Origin of the sequence: Bacillus cereus group sp. RP37 (assembly GCF_040459695.1) — a bacterium.
GTDB lineage: Bacteria > Bacillota > Bacilli > Bacillales > Bacillaceae_G > Bacillus_A.
Map to the genome: position 1 here is coordinate 2,378,085 of NZ_JARVHP010000001.1, position 16,188 is coordinate 2,394,272.

Genomic DNA, 16,188 nt, shown 5'->3' on the forward strand with positions numbered 1-16,188 from the left:
TTTTTATTAATAAAAGAAATAGATATATATACTGAATATAAAAACGTTTTAATTCTTTGAAAACATTCGATAATTTAGTATTGTTTATATATGGAATGTTTTATTTGTACGAAAAGAGGGTAATGGGCTAGATGAAAAAAATGAAAAATGTAATGTTGCTAGTGTTGTGTTTCTTATGTTTAAGTGGTTGTAATTATGAAGATGAAGATCAGGTGAAAAAATATGTGAAAAAAAAGCACGGAATTGATGTGATTGTAACACATTGGGGTGCTATACATGAAGGGAATATGGGACATACATATCATACTGTTCAAGCAAAAAACAATAAAAATATTCAATTTAGAGTAGAGGTAGATGGTTTCTTATATTCAAGAATAAAAGGGGATGAATATCAATACGGAAAAAAAACATATGAGGAATATAAGAAATTTAAGCCAATGCTAGAGGAAATGAAAAAATTAGGTTACGTAGAACCTGAAAATAAAAATGTTTTTCAATATATAGTGGATGATGATATAGAGGAGAAACCAACTGATGAGTTATTATTAACTTTAAAAACGAGTGACAAGATTGATTACAGTCAATTTGAATCAAAAGAATTAGATCGTTTATATGCTCTAATCCAATTCATTCAGAAGAGTAATAAAAAGATAACAAAACTTGAAATTGAGGATTATAATGGTGAATCTATAGGCCTCCCTTTTCATAATGTGCAAAAAGCTATAACGAAAGAAGAACTGCTTTTAACAATGAAAAACACCGTAAGTGGTTATTGGACATATTTGATTCAAACTGAAACAAAAGTAGGCCAAAGGTTAAATGAAATTCAAAATGATCGTTTTGTAATTGAAGATATTACTTGTTCACACCCGAAAGACGGCAATTGTCTAGAGTATGAATTGACTTTAGTTTTCAATGACAGTGAGATAAAATATAGAAATGATTCCTATGTAATAGAGGATTTGAGAAAGGTAGTCACTATTCTTAAAGAAGAACTATATAATAAGGAATTTAACATATTTTTAAGGAACAAGGATGGAACAAGTTATTCACTCTGGCTATCATCAGAAAAAATCAAGAAAAGTAATAACATAGAAGAGTTAGTAAAATAAAGGTATAAAGAAGAATTTTAAAGCACTTTTTACGTTTATAATTGCTTTATATAAAAGGAAAAAACGCTTATACTTCATTTTTGAAGCATAAGCGTTTTTGTTTAAAATACTTAAAAAGAAAAATCTTTTGGTAAAGTACCATTTTTAAGCACCGTTCGTAACCCATGTTTTATAATCCAAGGGTTAACAGGATACTGGTTATCGCGTAATTGCTGCAACCATTGAAAAACGAGTTCTTTATCTTCTTTCGTAATATCGTTAATATGATTGGCTACTGATTTTTGGACATATTTAGAAGGGTCATTCATTAATGGCTCTAAAAGTTTTAAATTGTTCTTAAAGTCACCTTTCAGAGCTCCTATTTTTTTAGCCCAAGGAAGTCTTGGTCTTGTACCTTCGGAAACTAATCTCCTAATGTGGCTGTTTTCGTCATGAATCCACTGTTGTAATATGTTTAGTGTATCTTCATGATATGTTTCAAGAAAAGGCCGAATGGCATATTCAGCAGTATTCCTTTTTGTTATTTCATACATTGCGTTGAATGAGGTTTCAAAATCGTTAAGCCCATATTTTTCAACGTATTTTGCAATAGGCATGTACATATATCCGTTTGTAAATGTGCCTACTTCTGTTGTATTTTCTGGTCCCAATGTTTTCAGTAATATATGTATTGCTGCATGAAAATCTTTTTGTAAAGCATTGTGTAATTCATCTGCAATTACTTCAATACGCTGCTTTAACTCTAAACTTTCAACTTTACATGTTACGGAAGATACGAAGTTTCTTTTCGAGAAAGTAGGAACGTGTTTACAAATAGAATCAGCCATACTTTCTGCTAATTCTTCATTAAATAAAAATTTCAACGGAACATATTTACCCATGTTTTCACCTCGGTGGTCAAATAAAAACAATTTTTATTTTTTAATCGACAATCCATAAACCAAAGTCTCACTCGGAGTCGTAATACTAAAACCAGTCGTCTTATAATCAAGTTTCACCGTATCACCAGTGTAGTCTTTCGTGAATGAATCCATTTGTACGATAAGCTCTGCATCTTCATATACAACGTCATCTGCATCATATGTATCCCAAATTAAATCCACATCAACGAAAATACTACAAGAGTTTGTCATTGTTCCTCTAATGCGAATGATCTTTTTGTCTTCACGTTCTAATCTATGTATAGCTGCTTTTGCTTCATCAGTAATACGAATGTTCATGGTATCCCAACCTTTATTTATATTTCCTTTATTATTGCAAAAACAGGAGCAATAGGGAAGGGAGAAGCATTGGAATAAAAAACGAGCAAACAAATTTGTTTGCTCGTTTTACTTTATTTTAGTTCACATTTATCAAGTGGAATCACTTTCGTTTTCTTCGTAAATTTATATCCTAACCATAGTACTAAGAAAAGTGGTAAACCGATATAAGAAACGAGTACACCGTTCCAATCGATTGATTCGCCCATAAATGCGCCGTAGTTTTGACCTAAAATTACGATGACACAAAGTGCAAATGCGAAGATTGGACCGAACGGGAACCATTTCGCTCTATATGGTAAGTCTTTTAAATCTTTACCTTGAGCGATATATGCTTTACGGAAACGGTAATGACTAATTGCGATTCCGACCCATGCGATAAAGCCAGACATTCCAGATGCGTTTAATAACCAAATGTATACAACACCGTCACCGAATAATGAGGCAATAAAAGCGATACTACCGACAATTGACGTTACGATTAATGCGTTAACAGGTACACCGCGGCTATCTAATTTACCAAGAAACTTTGGTGCTTTTCCCTGGCGAGCTAGATCCCAAAGCATACGAGTTGATGCATACATACCAGAGTTACCAGCAGACAGTACTGCCGTTAAAATAACAGCGTTCATAACAGAAGCAGCAAAGGCAACGCCCGCTTTTTCAAAAATAAGTGTAAATGGACTTACTGTTACATCGCTTGCAGCAAGGCTTTCAGTCGTATAAGGAATTAATAAACCGATAACGAGAATCGCAAGGATATAGAATAAAAGAATACGCCAAAAGATCGAGCGAATTGCTTTTGGAATGTTACGCTCTGGATCAGCAGTTTCACCAGCAGCTACTCCTAATAATTCAGTTCCTTGGAAGGAGAAACCAGCAGCCATAAATACACCGATAATTGCCATAATGCCGCCATTAAATGGTGCATCTGCAACAGTGAAGTTTTTAAAGCCAACAGATTCGCCGCCCATAATTCCAAAAATCATCATGAAGCCGACAATTAAAAAGATAATAATAGTAACTACTTTAATAAGTGCGAACCAATATTCAGATTCACCAAACCCTTTAACAGATAAATAGTTTAAAAGGAAAATAATAGCTAAACATAATCCACTCCAAATAAGAGAAGGAGTATCTGGGAACCAAAATTTCATAATTAATGTTACAGCAGCTAGTTCAGCAGCAATTGTAATGGCCCAGTTATACCAATAGTTCCATCCAAGTGCAAAGCCAAGTGATGGATCAACAAACTTTGTTGCGTACGTACTAAAAGATCCAGTAACAGGCATGTAAGCTGCGAGTTCAGCTAAGCTTGTCATTAAAAAGTAAACCATAATTCCAATTGCGGCGTATGCAATTAATGCACCGCCAGGACCAGCAGAATGGATAACACCACCGCTAGCAAGAAATAGTCCGGTACCGATTGTACCACCGAGAGAAATCATCGTAAGGTGACGAGATTTTAATCCGCGTTTTAATTCACCCTGTCCTTGTGTAGTTTGCGTTTTAGAGGTAGATTGATTTGTTGCGCTATTCATGTTCAACACTCCTTTTCTTGTAGGTTAGGAAGGAGCGGGGGAGAAAAATACAAAAAACCGCCAAAGGAATTTGGCGGAACGTTTCACAAATAACCACCCCATCATACCCTTCCGTTAAGATAGCACCCCACGTTTACACGGTAATTTTGTAAACGTGACAGTTCTGTTCCTTTCGGAGACAGCCCCAGCTTATACTTCCAGAGAAGAAATATAAACTTCGGCAACTTTTCCTTTCAAACGAAGTCAGGGACATTCTCAGTGTCTCGTCCGTTTTACTTTTAAAAGTCGCAACCTCTACCTCATCGGATTGATGAGGATTTTATATATTGCTAAGATTTTTAATATATGGCAATTGTAATGAGTTTCTGAATATATTGCAAGATATTTTGTTAGGAAAAGTCAAAAAATATCGGTTATTGTATAGGAAACGCTTGCAAAACTCCACCCGAACCTACTGTTATGTAACAAAAAATAAAGAAAGAAATTGTTATACAAATGTTTCGCAAAAAATATTGGAAAACCCTTTAAAAATAAAAGAAAATTCTGAAAATATAATTCGACATAACTATTAAAAGAGGATTATTCCTTAAATTCGTTTCAAAGAATAAGTATAAATTTGATAAATAGAATGAATATTCTTTTTATTTCTGATAAAATTGAGGTATTGTTTAATTGAAAAGGGGAAATCAACATGAAATTAGAAACAGAAAGGCTCTATATAGTGCCGTGTACAAAAGAGAGTATTCACGTTGCTAACGAGCAAGGATATAATAGTGGTCCACATATTGTAGGGCATGTAGAAAATATAAAGCAAGATAAGGATTTATTACCTTGGGGCGCGTGGTATGTCATTCGAAAAGAAGATGACATCGTTCTAGGTGATGTAGGGTTTAAAGGGAAACCAAATGAGGAACATACAGTAGAAATTGGTTATGGATTTATTGAGAAATATTGGAATAAAGGGTATGCAACAGAAGCTGTAAGAGAATTAATAAATTGGGCTTTTCAAACAGAACAGGTAGAAACAATTATTGCAGAGACACTTCTAGAAAATGATGGATCGATTCGTGTATTAGAGAAATTACATATGAAAAGAATTGGCACTACAGAGACAATGATAAATTGGAGAATGGAAAAATAAAAAATACCGCTCGAAGTATATCGGGCGGTATTTTTATCGTTATGGTAGCATTTGCTTTTGATCATTCGGATATCCGGCGGTCGATGCGTTAGAATGTTTGGAATGATTGCGAACAGCAATGAAAATAGAAATAATAACGACAAGACCAACTGCCACGTAAGAAAGTGAAATAATAGTTGGATCCACTTTAAATGTAGTAAGCAGTGTACGAATGTTTGTAAAGATAATAAGGCCACCAACTAATACGCCAAGTAAATGAGAAGGTACGATGCGCACTAACCACGCGGCGATTGGTGCCGCAACGATACCACCGAGCATGAGAGAAAATACCCAAACCCAACTTACTTGTTCCCAGCCAAGTGAAATGAAAAATCCAATTGTTGCAGCGAGTGAAACAGGAAATTCACTCGTATCTACAGAGCCGATAACTTTTCTAGCTTCGTTTCCTCTTGCTAAAAGTACAGGTGTCGTAATTGGACCCCAGCCACCACCACCAGTTGAATCAACGAATCCAGCGAATAAGCCAAGCGGAACAAGCTGTTTAGCAGACATACGTTTCTTTGAAGTGACAATTTGTTTTTGAATGATGAATCGTAATAAAATATAAACCCCTAAAGTAAATAAAAATACGGAAATGTACGGTTTAATTACATCGCCAGGTAAATTACTTAAAAAACATGCCCCAATAAATGCGCCAACTGCTCCTGGCAATGTAAGCCTGGAAACGGTATATTTATCAACGTTTCCAAATTTGATGTGGGATGCACCAGAAGCGGCGGTTGTAACGACTTCAGCTAAATGAACAGATGCGGAAGCGACAGCAGGTGCGATACCAAACATTAGTAAAAGTGAGGTAGATGTTACCCCATACGCCATTCCAAGTGCTCCGTCAATCAATTGAGCGAAAAATCCAATAATAGCAAAGACAATTAATTTCTGCATAAATAATCCCCCTGTAATAGTAAATGAAAAAGGCACTTTTCCCGTATGAGAAAAGTGCCTTTGGTTTTTCCAATCAGCAATAATTAAATTTGTTTCATTATAATACACATTAATCGTATAAATCAACTAGGTTTTAAAGTTTTTTGAATTGAACGAAATAAAAATAAAATATACAATAAAAGGATGGAGAGAAAGGGGAGAAAGACATGTTACGATTTGATCATCTCGTACACGCAGTGAATTGTACACCGGAGGAAGCGGCAAAGCAAATGCAGGAACTTGGATTTCATACTGTATTAGGCGGAGAGCATACTACTTGGGGTACTTGGAATAGTTTAAGTTATTTTGATTTATCATACATAGAATTTCTGGCAGTTCAACATGAAGAAAAAGCGAAAGAAGCAGAAAATCCATTAGTACAAGAAACAGTGGTGAAATTACAAACTGGAGAAGGTATGTTACAAATCGCAATTCGAACAGATGCCATTGAAGAATTAGCAGATCAGTTTAGTAAATACGGTTTACAAACGATAGGGCCATTTGAAGGGAAGCGTATGAGAAAAGATGGCCGCCTTTTAGAATGGAAAATGTTATTTGTAAAGCAAGAAGAAAATGGACCGAAATTACCTTTCTTTATACAGTGGAATGAAACAGACGAAGAAAGAAGAAATGATTTACGCAACATAGGGACAATCACTGAACATAAAAACAAAGTACAACAAATTGAAACGATTCATTACGCAGTGAAAAGCGTTCGAGAAACGGTGCGGAAATGGAAAGAAGTAATGGGGCTAACCGCAAGCTCAATCATACAAAATGAAGAATGGAATGCGGAGTGTCAAAGCGTATCATTCGGTGACATTCATGTGCAGTTTTGTGAACCGGTTGGAGAAGGGCTAGTACAAGAATGTTTGAAGCATCGTGGCGAATATCCATTTGCAGTGGAGTTTAAAGGGGAAAATAAACGAGAGCATGAAGTGTTAGGTAGTTTGTACATATATTGATAGAGGTGAATGTTTTGGAAGAAATGCTTAGAGAGATAGAGAGAAGACTAGAATGGCCTCGTATTATAAAGTGTACAGCTATTTCAAAAGGTTTTTCACATGAAGAGAAATATAAAGTTGAATTAGAGAATCGAGAAACATATTTTGTAAAAGTATGTGATGCTGTTCATTTTGAGCGAAAACATGAAGAATATACGTATATGAAACAATTAGAGTTATTACATATTCCAACGCCCAAGTTGATTCATTTCATAAAACTTGAGGAACTAAATAAAGGTGTTCAAGTATTTGAATGGACCCAAGGTGTAAATGGTGAAGAAGGTTTAGGGAAGTTATCGGTGGAAGAACAGTATAATGCAGGAAGAAAAGCAGGGGAAGTGTTAAAGAAGATTCACTCACTAGAAAGAGAAAGTGCGAGTGATACCTGGGAAACGGTTCGATGGAATAAATATGAAAGATACGTAGAAGCGTTAGCAAACTATGAAATAGACTTCCTTGATTTAAAGCCAGTTTTAAGATTTGTAGGGGAGCATAAACAATTATTGAAAAATCGCCCTATTACCTTTTTACACGATGACTTCCATCCAGCAAATAGTATGATTCATAATAAGGAATTTATCGTTATCGATTTTGGTGGATATGATTTTGGCGATCCAATACACGATTTTTATAACGTAGCGATTTTTACTACAAGAATAAGCAAACCATTTGCGGTTGGACAAGTTCAAGGTTATTGCGGAGGCGAACCATCGCTTCATTTTTGGCAACTGTACTCATTATATGCAGCAATGACATTCCCAGCTGATATCGTATGGACAAACCGAAGTACGCCACATTTAGTAGATGATATGAAGGAAAGATTGAACGGAATTTTAGAAGATCATAATCATTTTTCATCCTATATTCCAAAATGGTATCAATCACAACATGAGGATATAATAAACAATAAGTAATGGAGGGATTTATATGGATAAAATAGCGGTAATTTCAGATATTCACGGTAATATTCCGGCATTAGATTCTGTACTGAAAGATATTAAAGTAAGAGGAATTGAGCACATCATTTGTCTTGGAGATCTAGTTGGAAAAGGTCCTCATTCTAGCGAAGTGATTGAAATCATTCGTAAAGAATGTGATGGAGTTGTAATGGGGAACTGGGATGATTTTATTACAAAACCGACTGAATTTCAGGCGTTAAAATGGCATCAAAAACAACTATCGGAAGAACACAATGACTATTTAAGAAACTTACCATTTTCAATCGAATTTTATATGAGCGGCAAACTCATTCGTATGTTCCACGCTTCGCCGAGAAGTTTATATGAAAGAATTCAACCACATGCCTCAAGAGAAGAACGGATTAGTATGTTCGAAAACAGTGAGCTCACAGAGAATATAGAAGGGGAAAGAAAACCAGATGTCGTTTGCTACGGTGACGTTCACCAAGCGTTCGTTCAAAATTTCAGAGGGAAAACGTTATGTAATGCTGGTAGTGTAGGTAATCCTCTTGAAATTACACAAGCGTCCTATTTAATATTTGAAGGAACTTACGATAAAAAAGAAGCAGCGAGCTTTTCCATTCAACTCGTACGTGTACCGTATGATATTGAATTGGCCATCAGGCTAGCAGAAGAACTCAATATGCCAGAGATTGAAGAATACAAACAAGAGTTACGCACTGCTTTATATCGAGGATTTAAGGGAAAATAAGCCAATCATAATATATCAACGATTTTTCAAATATATCTATCGTAACTTAAAATATATCAATGATTTTTTCAATATATCGACTTACCGACAAAAAGTGACATAAAATATTACTCATAATAATATTATGTAAATCGATTGCGGGAGGAAATACTATGAAACGAAAACAACGAATCAAAGAAATTGCAGATTATATTTTAAAATTAAATGTAACCCATCCAACAAGAGTTGGAGTAAGCGGTATTACAGCATCAGGAAAAACAACATTTGCAAACGAGCTAGCGGAAGAAATAAAAAAGCGAGGAGTAACAGTAACACGCGCCAGCATTGATGATTTTCATAATCCGAGAGCAATTCGATACGCGCAAGGAAAAGAATCTGCAAGAGGGTATTACGAAGATGCACACGATTATACAGCTTTCAAAGAAAGGTTATTAAAGCCTTTAGGACCAAACGGGAATTTACAGTATGAAACAATTTCTCATCATTTAAAAACGGATATCCCTGTACATAATGAGCCACTAGTGGCCACGCAAAATATGATATTAATAGTAGATGGAACGTTTCTATTGAAAAAAGACGTAGAGCATTTATTTGACTATAAAATTTTCGTAGATACAGATTTTGAGATTGCGAGAAAACGTGGTGCAAAGCGCGAGACTGAGGCTTTTGGAAGTTATGCAGAAGCAGAGAAAATGTTTTTGAGCAGGTATCATGCGGCTTGTAAAATGTATATAGATGAGCATAATCCGAAAAGTTGTGCGGATGTTGTATTTCAGAATAGTAATTTTGATGATCCGGTAGTTGTATTTATAGGAATTTAATACGGTTTATATAGAAAAAAATCGGGAAAGGGGATGTTTTGGGTGGATAAAAAAGATAATCCGAACGAATGGCCTGTGTGGGCGAATGAGTCAGTAGAGATAGTTAATGCAAATCCTGATTGGCAAGATAAAGGCCGATGTGAAGAACAGCAACTATATGAACTGCTTGCTCCTCACGGTATAAGCAAAGTAATACATATAGGAAGTACATCCATACCTGGTTTACCAGCAAAACCTATCATTGATTTAATGGCTGAAATAGACTCATTTGATAGAGTACTACATATTTCAGCGAAATTGGGCATATATAATTGGCATTATGTAAGCCCAGAATTAGATGAAAGACCTTGGAGAAGGTTCTTTGTGAAAGTTAAGAATAATAGGCGTGTAGCGCACCTGCATTTGATGGTTAAAGGAACTGAGCGATGGGAGCAACAACTTTTATTTCGTAACCGCTTACGAGAAAATCCACAATTAGTTTATGAGTATTCAAATCTTAAACAAGATTTAGCTAAAAGATTTAACCAAGATAGAGAAGCATACACAAAAGCTAAAACAGAATTTATTAAACAAGTTCTAAAATGATTTAAATTTTGATTGTAACTACGTTTGAATATAAAAGAAAAAACATACTTTATTTTATAACTTAAACTTACATGAAATGCATGTAAACAAAGTGAGAGACTACGATGCTCTAATGTATTTCCTTTTATTTATCATGATAAATTTTATATAATTGAATCAAGTTCATAGAAAGATAGGTACTAAAACGATTCTAAAAATCGACTTGATTTTATGAAAAAAATTAAAGGGAATAAGGAAAAAATAAGTTAATAAAGTACAAAGGGGACAGGAAATCTAATGAATGAAGTACTAGAATTAAAAGAAGAACTACTACAAATTAAAAATAATAATTATGCTGTACCAGAAGATGTAGATGCATATCCATATGCGCAGTGGATGTTAGATTATATCGGATCACCTGATGCTGAATTACGCGATGATTTAATTTATAGTACGCTTCATACATGGATTACAAGTGATGTGTTTAGACAAAAAGAATTACGAGGGTTAATGCTACAAGCGATTAGTCCTGATTATTTATTTTATAAAATTGGTGAAAAGGGCACAGACTCTGTATTTAAACGTGCATTCTCCGTATTAATTCCGCCACTTATTTTATCTGTTCATGAAAGAGAACCATTGTTATCTGAAGAGCAACTGTACAGTGTGGCAGAACAAGTGTTGGAATATGTATATTTAGAAGAAGATGTAAGAGGTTACGTAGAAGGAAAAGGTTGGGCACATTCTACAGCACACGCTGCTGATGCACTCGATGCGTTAGCACGTACTATACAAAATCGTGAGTTTTCATATGCGATCCTTGCAGCTGTTCGCCAGAAGGTTCGATTAAGTGAATACGTATATGTGCACTTTGAAGATGAGAGATTAGTAGCGCCAATTATGTCGTTACGCAACCAAAATATTTTAACTGAAGAAGAGTGGAGCAATTGGCTACATAGCATAGCAACTGTTGAAGACATCCGACATCCGCAGCATGCTATTTTAGTACAAAATATTAGAACTTTCCTAAGAAGTTTTTATTTCAGAGTTTTAGAGACAGAAGGTAGTACAGCCTTTACAGATGATATATTGGAGACTTTGAAGGATTTGCGTAGGTATTAAAAATATATCCAAATTAAGAGCAAATTACATAAAACCAACACCCCCCAACCATACTAATAAAATGTGTTGGAGGTGAATGTTATGGATGAAAAAGACTTTGAAAAAGTTTACAATGATTACTTACATCAAGGAGAAGAGCAAGTGCAATTTGAAGTAGACCATGAAGTCAATTCAGGAGCAGAACAAATTGTTGCCGTTCGTAAAAATGATGATGGGGATTTAATAGCTTTTAAAACAAGTAGCGGGAGAGAGTTAGATTATATGACTGCTCTTAGTGAAGCAAAATCAGGGAAGTTAGCTCATGTGGACGTATTTCATAAGTATGGTAGAGATATTATACGTAGTGAACCGGATGGCATAAAAGAAAATAACTTAGATAATTTACCTTCATTTTAAAAGGGTAAACCCCAAGAAGAGAATGTTCATTCCGATATTCTCTTCTTTTTTATAAAGCTTTCCCTACAAATAGAAGATTCATTTCTAAAGTGCAATCATACTTTTAAAGAGCGCTCTAAATTTCTCTTTATCTTCTGCTGTAAATGGTTTTGGTCCCTTTGTACGCTTACCGCTTTTTCGAACCATTGCACTTAAATACCGAGTTTGTAACAATTGTTCAATGTTTTCATTCGTATACTTATACCCTTTATGGTGTAGAACGATACACCCTTTTGCTAAAGCAAGCGAAGCAAGACCGTAATCTTGTGTTACGATTAAATCTTCTGTTTTTGCTAACTGCATAATCCGGTAATCTGCAGCATCTGCTCCAGAATCAACATAAATTGTTTCTACGCCTGTTGGCTGTTCTGCATTAGAATAATGAGAAAAGCTAGTAACGAGGGTAACAGGGATTTCTACGTTCGTAGCTTCGGAAATAATCACATCTTTTACAGGACAAGCATCTGCATCAACGTAAATTTTCATTTTTATCACTCCTATAACTAGGCTCGTGTTGATAATAATGGTAGATTTTTCTTTTGTCAAACGAGAAAGCTTTATTTAAAGTTATTTTCCACAAACCAAAATAGCCTCACGCAAACGAGAAATACCTTCCTCAATTTGATCAATATTCACTTTTCCATAAGATAAACGAATATAACCATCTTTCGCACCGAAAATACTACCTGGCATAAATGCGATTTCTTGTTTTAAACTTTGCATAATAAGTTGTTTTTCGTTTATCGGTTCTTTTAGTTTTCCCCATATGTATATACCGCCGGTCGGGTTTGAAAAAGAGATTTTGTCGTGAAGTTGCTCATTTAAGGCGCGAACGATAACGTCTCTTTTTTCTGCTAATTGTTTTCGTAACGGTACGATATGAGACTGAAATGGTACAGTTTCGAAAAATTGTTGCATAAGCCACTGTGGGAAAATGCTCATTCCTAATTCCATTTGGTGCCTTGCGTCGGATAACCTTTCTACTACAGACTGCGGAGCGACAAGCCAGCCAACTCGTAAGCCTGGTGCAATCATTTTTGATAAGGAATGTACATAAATGACTGTCCCATTTTCATCTATTGATTTTAAAGTAGGGCAAGGTTGTTTCTTTTCTAGCGTAAGTAGACTGGACGGATCATCTTCCACAATCGCAATTCGTAAGTCTGCGCAAAGTGATAACAGTTTTTTTCTACGGTTTGGATGTAGCATTGTGCCCGTAGGATTTTGGAAATTTGGATTTAAAAAGATCATTTTAATACGGTGCTTTCTATATAACTCTTGCACATCGTCTGGATTAATACCGTGTTCATCGACAGGTAATGGGAAAATACGAATACCTGCTGATTGGAATAACGGTAAGGAATAACAGTGCGATGGACTTTCGAAAGCGACAGCATCACCGGGATTTAATAAACATTGTACGATAAGGTGAAGTGCTTGCTGTGCGCCAGATGTAATCATAATGGATTGTTCAGTCGCTTCAACTTTTAAATATTCCTTCATATATTTTACGACCGCTTGTCTTAGCGGAAGATAGCCTTGCGGATGATCATAACTTAATGAATGCGTTAACGGTTGTTCTCGTAAAATCGTTTGTAGTTGCTCGTGAGGATAGAGATTACAACCGAGCTCTCCGTTTGCAAAATCTATAATATTTTCATTTTGTTGTACTTCTGCTCGAATATGGCGAAGTAGGGGTAAGTTTGGTAAGAAAGTACCACCTTCTACGAAATTTCTCCAGTTCGGCGTTAATGTTGGAGAAACACCCCACATATGTGTACTCACACGTGTACCTTTACCAGTCGTACTTTCTACAATTCCCATAGCACGCAGCTCATTATAAGCAGTCGTTACCGTACTTCGGTTTACATTTAATTGCGTAGCTAATTTCCGTTCTGAAGGGAGGAAGCTTCCAGGAGGAAGTTCTCCGTATGTAATACGTTTTTCAATAAAGTCAACAACTTGCTGATAAATTGGGATTTTACTGTCGTTATCTAGCTTCCATTCCATACAAACGCCTCCGCATCTCTTATATACATTCAGTATAACAAATTGGCTGGGGAAAAAAACAGCCAATTGGACGGTGCTATATCCAGCCAATTTTACTATGCTAAATATGGAAGGGGAGATTCGGATGAAACGATGGCAAATGGAGTGGCTCCTAGTATCAGTAGCATTAGTATGGGGAGCAAATTATACAATTGGAAAGTATGGCGTGGCATATATGTCATCCATTCAATTTAATAGTTTACGATTTTTAGTAGCATCTCCGGTATTATTACTTATTACATTTATGATGGAACGCTCATTACGTATTGAAAGAAAAGATTGGTTACGATTAATAGCAGTCGGTATCGTTGGTACGGCAATGTATCAAACGATGTTTATGCTATCTGTGAAATATACTTCAGCAACGAACGCCTCATTATTAATTGCGATGTCACCTATTTTTACAGGGATATTAGCAGTATTACACAAACAAGAACGTTTTTCGATGAAAGTTCAAATTGGTTCAATCGTAGCGTTTATTGGTGCAGCATTCGTTTTATTAACAGGGCATACAGGAGGAGCTACTTACGAGTATGCGTGGCTCGGAAATATAATTGGATTAGTCGCAGCAATTGCTTGGGGATGGTATCCAATTTTAGCACAACCTCTTATTACAAAATACTCCGCAATGAGAGTGACTTCATGGTCTACTTTAATTGGAATTGTACCGCTTGTTATATACTGTTTATTCAATGTAAACACATTAACGTGGCCAGTAGACATGCCAAGCTGGGGTTCTCTAGCATATTCAATCATCTTTGCGACCATCTTTGGGCTAGCAATGTGGTATGTTGGCATTAGTCAAATAGGTTCAACGAAAGTAATGGTTTATATGTATCTTGTACCATTGTTCGCAGTTATCTTTGCGGCAGTAACAATTGGAGAGCAAATTAATATGATGCAACTCGTTGGCGGACTTATAATTTTTGTGGGTCTATATGTTGTAAAAAAAGGCGGAATCAAAAAGCCTGCTCTTAATTTGAAAAAGGTAAGTTAACAGTAAAAATGATCTCTTTCATATAGAAGGAGATCATTTTTTATTTCGTAATAAAAGCGCTTGTTCAACCGCCCATTTTTGATGATCGTGAATGAGAAGCTCTACAGCATGTAAAGGAGACATCCACCTTAGAACATGATCCTTCTCACAGTTTTCAGTTTGTTTCTGCACCATGTTCGCAATGTAAAAGAACCCATCATTTAAATAATATGTATCTTCCTTTTCAGCATAAAAATATCGCATTGCATTACCGATATACTGTTCAATTTCAATTGCCCATCCTAATTCCTCTAGTAATTCACGATGTATACATTCTTCTTTTGTTTCATTACCTTCCATACCACCGCCGGGTAAAAAGTAGCATTCTCCTTTTTGGATAACAGCTATCTTTGAAGAAGATGATTGAAAAATAATCGCATAACAACTAGGTCTTAATACATATTGTTCAGTAGGCTTTTTATAACCAAAAGTAAGTTTAGACATCATAAAACACTTCATTTCTCTATAAAATACATAAAAGGAATATTAAGGTAAGTGCAGAATTATATAAGTATAATCTTATGAGATTGGAGTGTTACCAAAATGATAAATCGAAAATGTTCAAGGTGTAAAGAAATAACAGGTGCGTTGCACAGTGGTAAAAAAATTAAGGAAGAATTTTTGTGTGAAGACTGTTTGCAAAAAGGAATTGCGAGTGGGGAAATCGAATTATCACAAGTGGAAGAAAAACAAACTTCATATCTTTCTATAAAAATATTAAAAATAATGAGTGTGATTTATTTAATAGGATCAATTTTAATGGCTTTTTCTGCTGGATCGCTTATACATGATCCAGGATTTGGAGAAGTATCAATTTCAGGATCAGGTGCAGTTGGTGTTATTATTATTGGATCCATATTCCAGTCGGTACTTGTATTTTGCGGTATTTGGGTATTCATCCTATTAGTAGAAACAGTCATTAAAATTTATGAAAAAATGAAGTGAGTGAGAGGGAGAAATACATGCGAGTAAGAAACATACAAGGGGAAGATTATGTAAAGATTCATTCTGTTTTAAATGATTGGTGGGGCGGGAGAGACATGGCGGACATGTTGCCAAAATTGTTCTTCGTTCACTTTCAAGAAACGAGTTTTATCATTGAAGAAGAGGGAGAAACATTAGGTTTCTTATGCGGATTCTTTTCACAAACGCATAAAGAGGAAGCGTACGTTCACTTTATCGGTGTAAATCCGAAGTATAGAAGAAGAGGAATCGCATCAACATTGTATTCATATTTCTTTGATATCGCCCGTGCAAATAACCGTAAAGTTGTAAAAGCAATCACATCACCAGTTAATAAAAAATCGATACAGTTTCATAGGGAGATTGGCTTTCAAATTGAAGCTGGAGATGATGAGATAGAAGGTGTATCGGTACATACAAATTATGACGGGAACGGCGGTAGTAGAGTTTTATTTTTAAAGCATGTGTAAAAGTAGGCTAGCGCCAAGT

The 16,188-nt window shown here is 35.4% G+C and carries 19 protein-coding genes and 1 riboswitch; of the genes, 12 read left to right on the forward strand and 7 right to left on the reverse strand.

Annotated features, from left to right (window positions below; translation table 11 throughout):
* Positions 1-131 precede the first annotated feature (131 nt).
* Positions 132-1,112, forward strand: a complete 981-nt coding sequence (locus tag QCI44_RS12620; RefSeq protein ID WP_016087307.1) for a hypothetical protein — start codon at positions 132-134, stop codon at positions 1,110-1,112.
* A 110-nt stretch (positions 1,113-1,222) separates the two neighbouring features.
* On the opposite strand, the gene QCI44_RS12625 is transcribed toward QCI44_RS12620, so the two are convergent.
* The 3 genes from QCI44_RS12625 to QCI44_RS12635 form a co-directional block, all read right to left on the reverse strand.
* Complete coding sequence (locus QCI44_RS12625; protein ID WP_353811168.1) at positions 1,223-1,993, reverse strand: DNA alkylation repair protein; 771 nt, start codon at positions 1,991-1,993, stop codon at positions 1,223-1,225.
* 33 nt (positions 1,994-2,026) lie between these two features.
* Entirely contained in the window at positions 2,027-2,332 is a 306-nt protein-coding gene (locus QCI44_RS12630) for an iron-sulfur cluster biosynthesis family protein (RefSeq protein ID WP_016134839.1), read from the reverse strand.
* Between the two features lie 113 nt (positions 2,333-2,445).
* Positions 2,446-3,912: an amino acid permease gene (locus QCI44_RS12635; RefSeq protein WP_016087310.1), complete on the reverse strand. Its 1,467-nt coding sequence runs from the start codon at positions 3,910-3,912 to the stop codon at positions 2,446-2,448.
* A 112-nt stretch (positions 3,913-4,024) separates the two neighbouring features.
* Positions 4,025-4,217, reverse strand: a riboswitch (Lysine riboswitch).
* A gap of 386 nt (positions 4,218-4,603) precedes the next feature.
* Between QCI44_RS12635 and QCI44_RS12640 the strand changes: the two genes are divergently transcribed.
* Positions 4,604-5,053: a GNAT family N-acetyltransferase gene (locus tag QCI44_RS12640; protein ID WP_116363793.1), complete on the forward strand. Its 450-nt coding sequence runs from the start codon at positions 4,604-4,606 to the stop codon at positions 5,051-5,053.
* A 39-nt stretch (positions 5,054-5,092) separates the two neighbouring features.
* Here the strand turns inward: QCI44_RS12640 and QCI44_RS12645 are convergent, their stop codons facing one another.
* Positions 5,093-5,995 carry a sulfite exporter TauE/SafE family protein gene (locus tag QCI44_RS12645; RefSeq protein ID WP_016136743.1) on the reverse strand — a complete coding sequence of 301 codons (903 nt, stop codon included), beginning with the start codon at positions 5,993-5,995 and terminating at the stop codon, positions 5,093-5,095.
* A 206-nt stretch (positions 5,996-6,201) separates the two neighbouring features.
* Between QCI44_RS12645 and QCI44_RS12650 the strand changes: the two genes are divergently transcribed.
* The 7 genes from QCI44_RS12650 (at position 6,202) to QCI44_RS12680 (ending at position 11,612) form a co-directional block, all read left to right on the forward strand.
* A complete protein-coding gene (locus tag QCI44_RS12650) occupies positions 6,202-6,999 on the forward strand; it encodes a VOC family protein (protein WP_116363792.1) in 798 nt (265 codons plus the stop codon).
* Between the two features lie 14 nt (positions 7,000-7,013).
* Positions 7,014-7,952, forward strand: coding sequence for an aminoglycoside phosphotransferase family protein (locus QCI44_RS12655; protein ID WP_116363791.1), 939 nt, complete (start codon positions 7,014-7,016; stop codon positions 7,950-7,952).
* A gap of 13 nt (positions 7,953-7,965) precedes the next feature.
* Positions 7,966-8,709: a metallophosphoesterase family protein gene (locus QCI44_RS12660; RefSeq protein WP_016136741.1), complete on the forward strand. Its 744-nt coding sequence runs from the start codon at positions 7,966-7,968 to the stop codon at positions 8,707-8,709.
* Positions 8,710-8,861: 152 nt separating this feature from the next.
* Positions 8,862-9,530 carry a nucleoside/nucleotide kinase family protein gene (locus QCI44_RS12665; RefSeq protein WP_353811169.1) on the forward strand — a complete coding sequence of 223 codons (669 nt, stop codon included), beginning with the start codon at positions 8,862-8,864 and terminating at the stop codon, positions 9,528-9,530.
* Between the two features lie 42 nt (positions 9,531-9,572).
* Positions 9,573-10,115, forward strand: coding sequence for a GrpB family protein (locus QCI44_RS12670; RefSeq protein WP_000358205.1), 543 nt, complete (start codon positions 9,573-9,575; stop codon positions 10,113-10,115).
* A 276-nt stretch (positions 10,116-10,391) separates the two neighbouring features.
* A complete protein-coding gene (locus tag QCI44_RS12675; protein WP_353811170.1) occupies positions 10,392-11,216 on the forward strand; it encodes a DUF2785 domain-containing protein in 825 nt (274 codons plus the stop codon).
* An 81-nt stretch (positions 11,217-11,297) separates the two neighbouring features.
* Complete coding sequence (locus tag QCI44_RS12680) at positions 11,298-11,612, forward strand: DUF3892 domain-containing protein (RefSeq protein ID WP_353811171.1); 315 nt, start codon at positions 11,298-11,300, stop codon at positions 11,610-11,612.
* A gap of 84 nt (positions 11,613-11,696) precedes the next feature.
* Here the strand turns inward: QCI44_RS12680 and QCI44_RS12685 are convergent, their stop codons facing one another.
* Together QCI44_RS12685 and pdxR are read right to left on the reverse strand one after the other, a co-directional pair.
* Positions 11,697-12,137 (reverse strand): YaiI/YqxD family protein, encoded by a 441-nt coding sequence (locus QCI44_RS12685; protein WP_016087320.1) that lies wholly within the window; start codon positions 12,135-12,137, stop codon positions 11,697-11,699.
* Between the two features lie 81 nt (positions 12,138-12,218).
* Positions 12,219-13,661, reverse strand: a complete 1,443-nt coding sequence (gene pdxR, locus QCI44_RS12690; RefSeq protein WP_000454906.1) for a MocR-like pyridoxine biosynthesis transcription factor PdxR — start codon at positions 13,659-13,661, stop codon at positions 12,219-12,221.
* 124 nt (positions 13,662-13,785) lie between these two features.
* Here pdxR and QCI44_RS12695 point away from each other — a divergent pair, with 124 nt between their 5' ends.
* The gene (locus QCI44_RS12695) at positions 13,786-14,697 is read left to right on the forward strand and encodes a DMT family transporter (protein WP_016087321.1); all 912 of its coding nucleotides are present in this window, start codon (positions 13,786-13,788) and stop codon (positions 14,695-14,697) included.
* A 33-nt stretch (positions 14,698-14,730) separates the two neighbouring features.
* Here QCI44_RS12695 and QCI44_RS12700 read toward each other — a convergent pair whose 3' ends face one another.
* Complete coding sequence (locus QCI44_RS12700) at positions 14,731-15,183, reverse strand: NUDIX hydrolase (protein WP_016087322.1); 453 nt, start codon at positions 15,181-15,183, stop codon at positions 14,731-14,733.
* A gap of 96 nt (positions 15,184-15,279) precedes the next feature.
* Between QCI44_RS12700 and QCI44_RS12705 the strand changes: the two genes are divergently transcribed.
* Together QCI44_RS12705 and QCI44_RS12710 are read left to right on the forward strand one after the other, a co-directional pair.
* Entirely contained in the window at positions 15,280-15,681 is a 402-nt protein-coding gene (locus tag QCI44_RS12705; RefSeq protein WP_098878912.1) for a DUF3980 domain-containing protein, read from the forward strand.
* A gap of 17 nt (positions 15,682-15,698) precedes the next feature.
* On the forward strand, positions 15,699-16,169 hold the full coding sequence (locus tag QCI44_RS12710) for a GNAT family N-acetyltransferase (protein ID WP_016134826.1): 471 nt from the start codon (positions 15,699-15,701) through the stop codon (positions 16,167-16,169).
* The last annotated feature ends 19 nt before the right edge of the window (positions 16,170-16,188 follow it).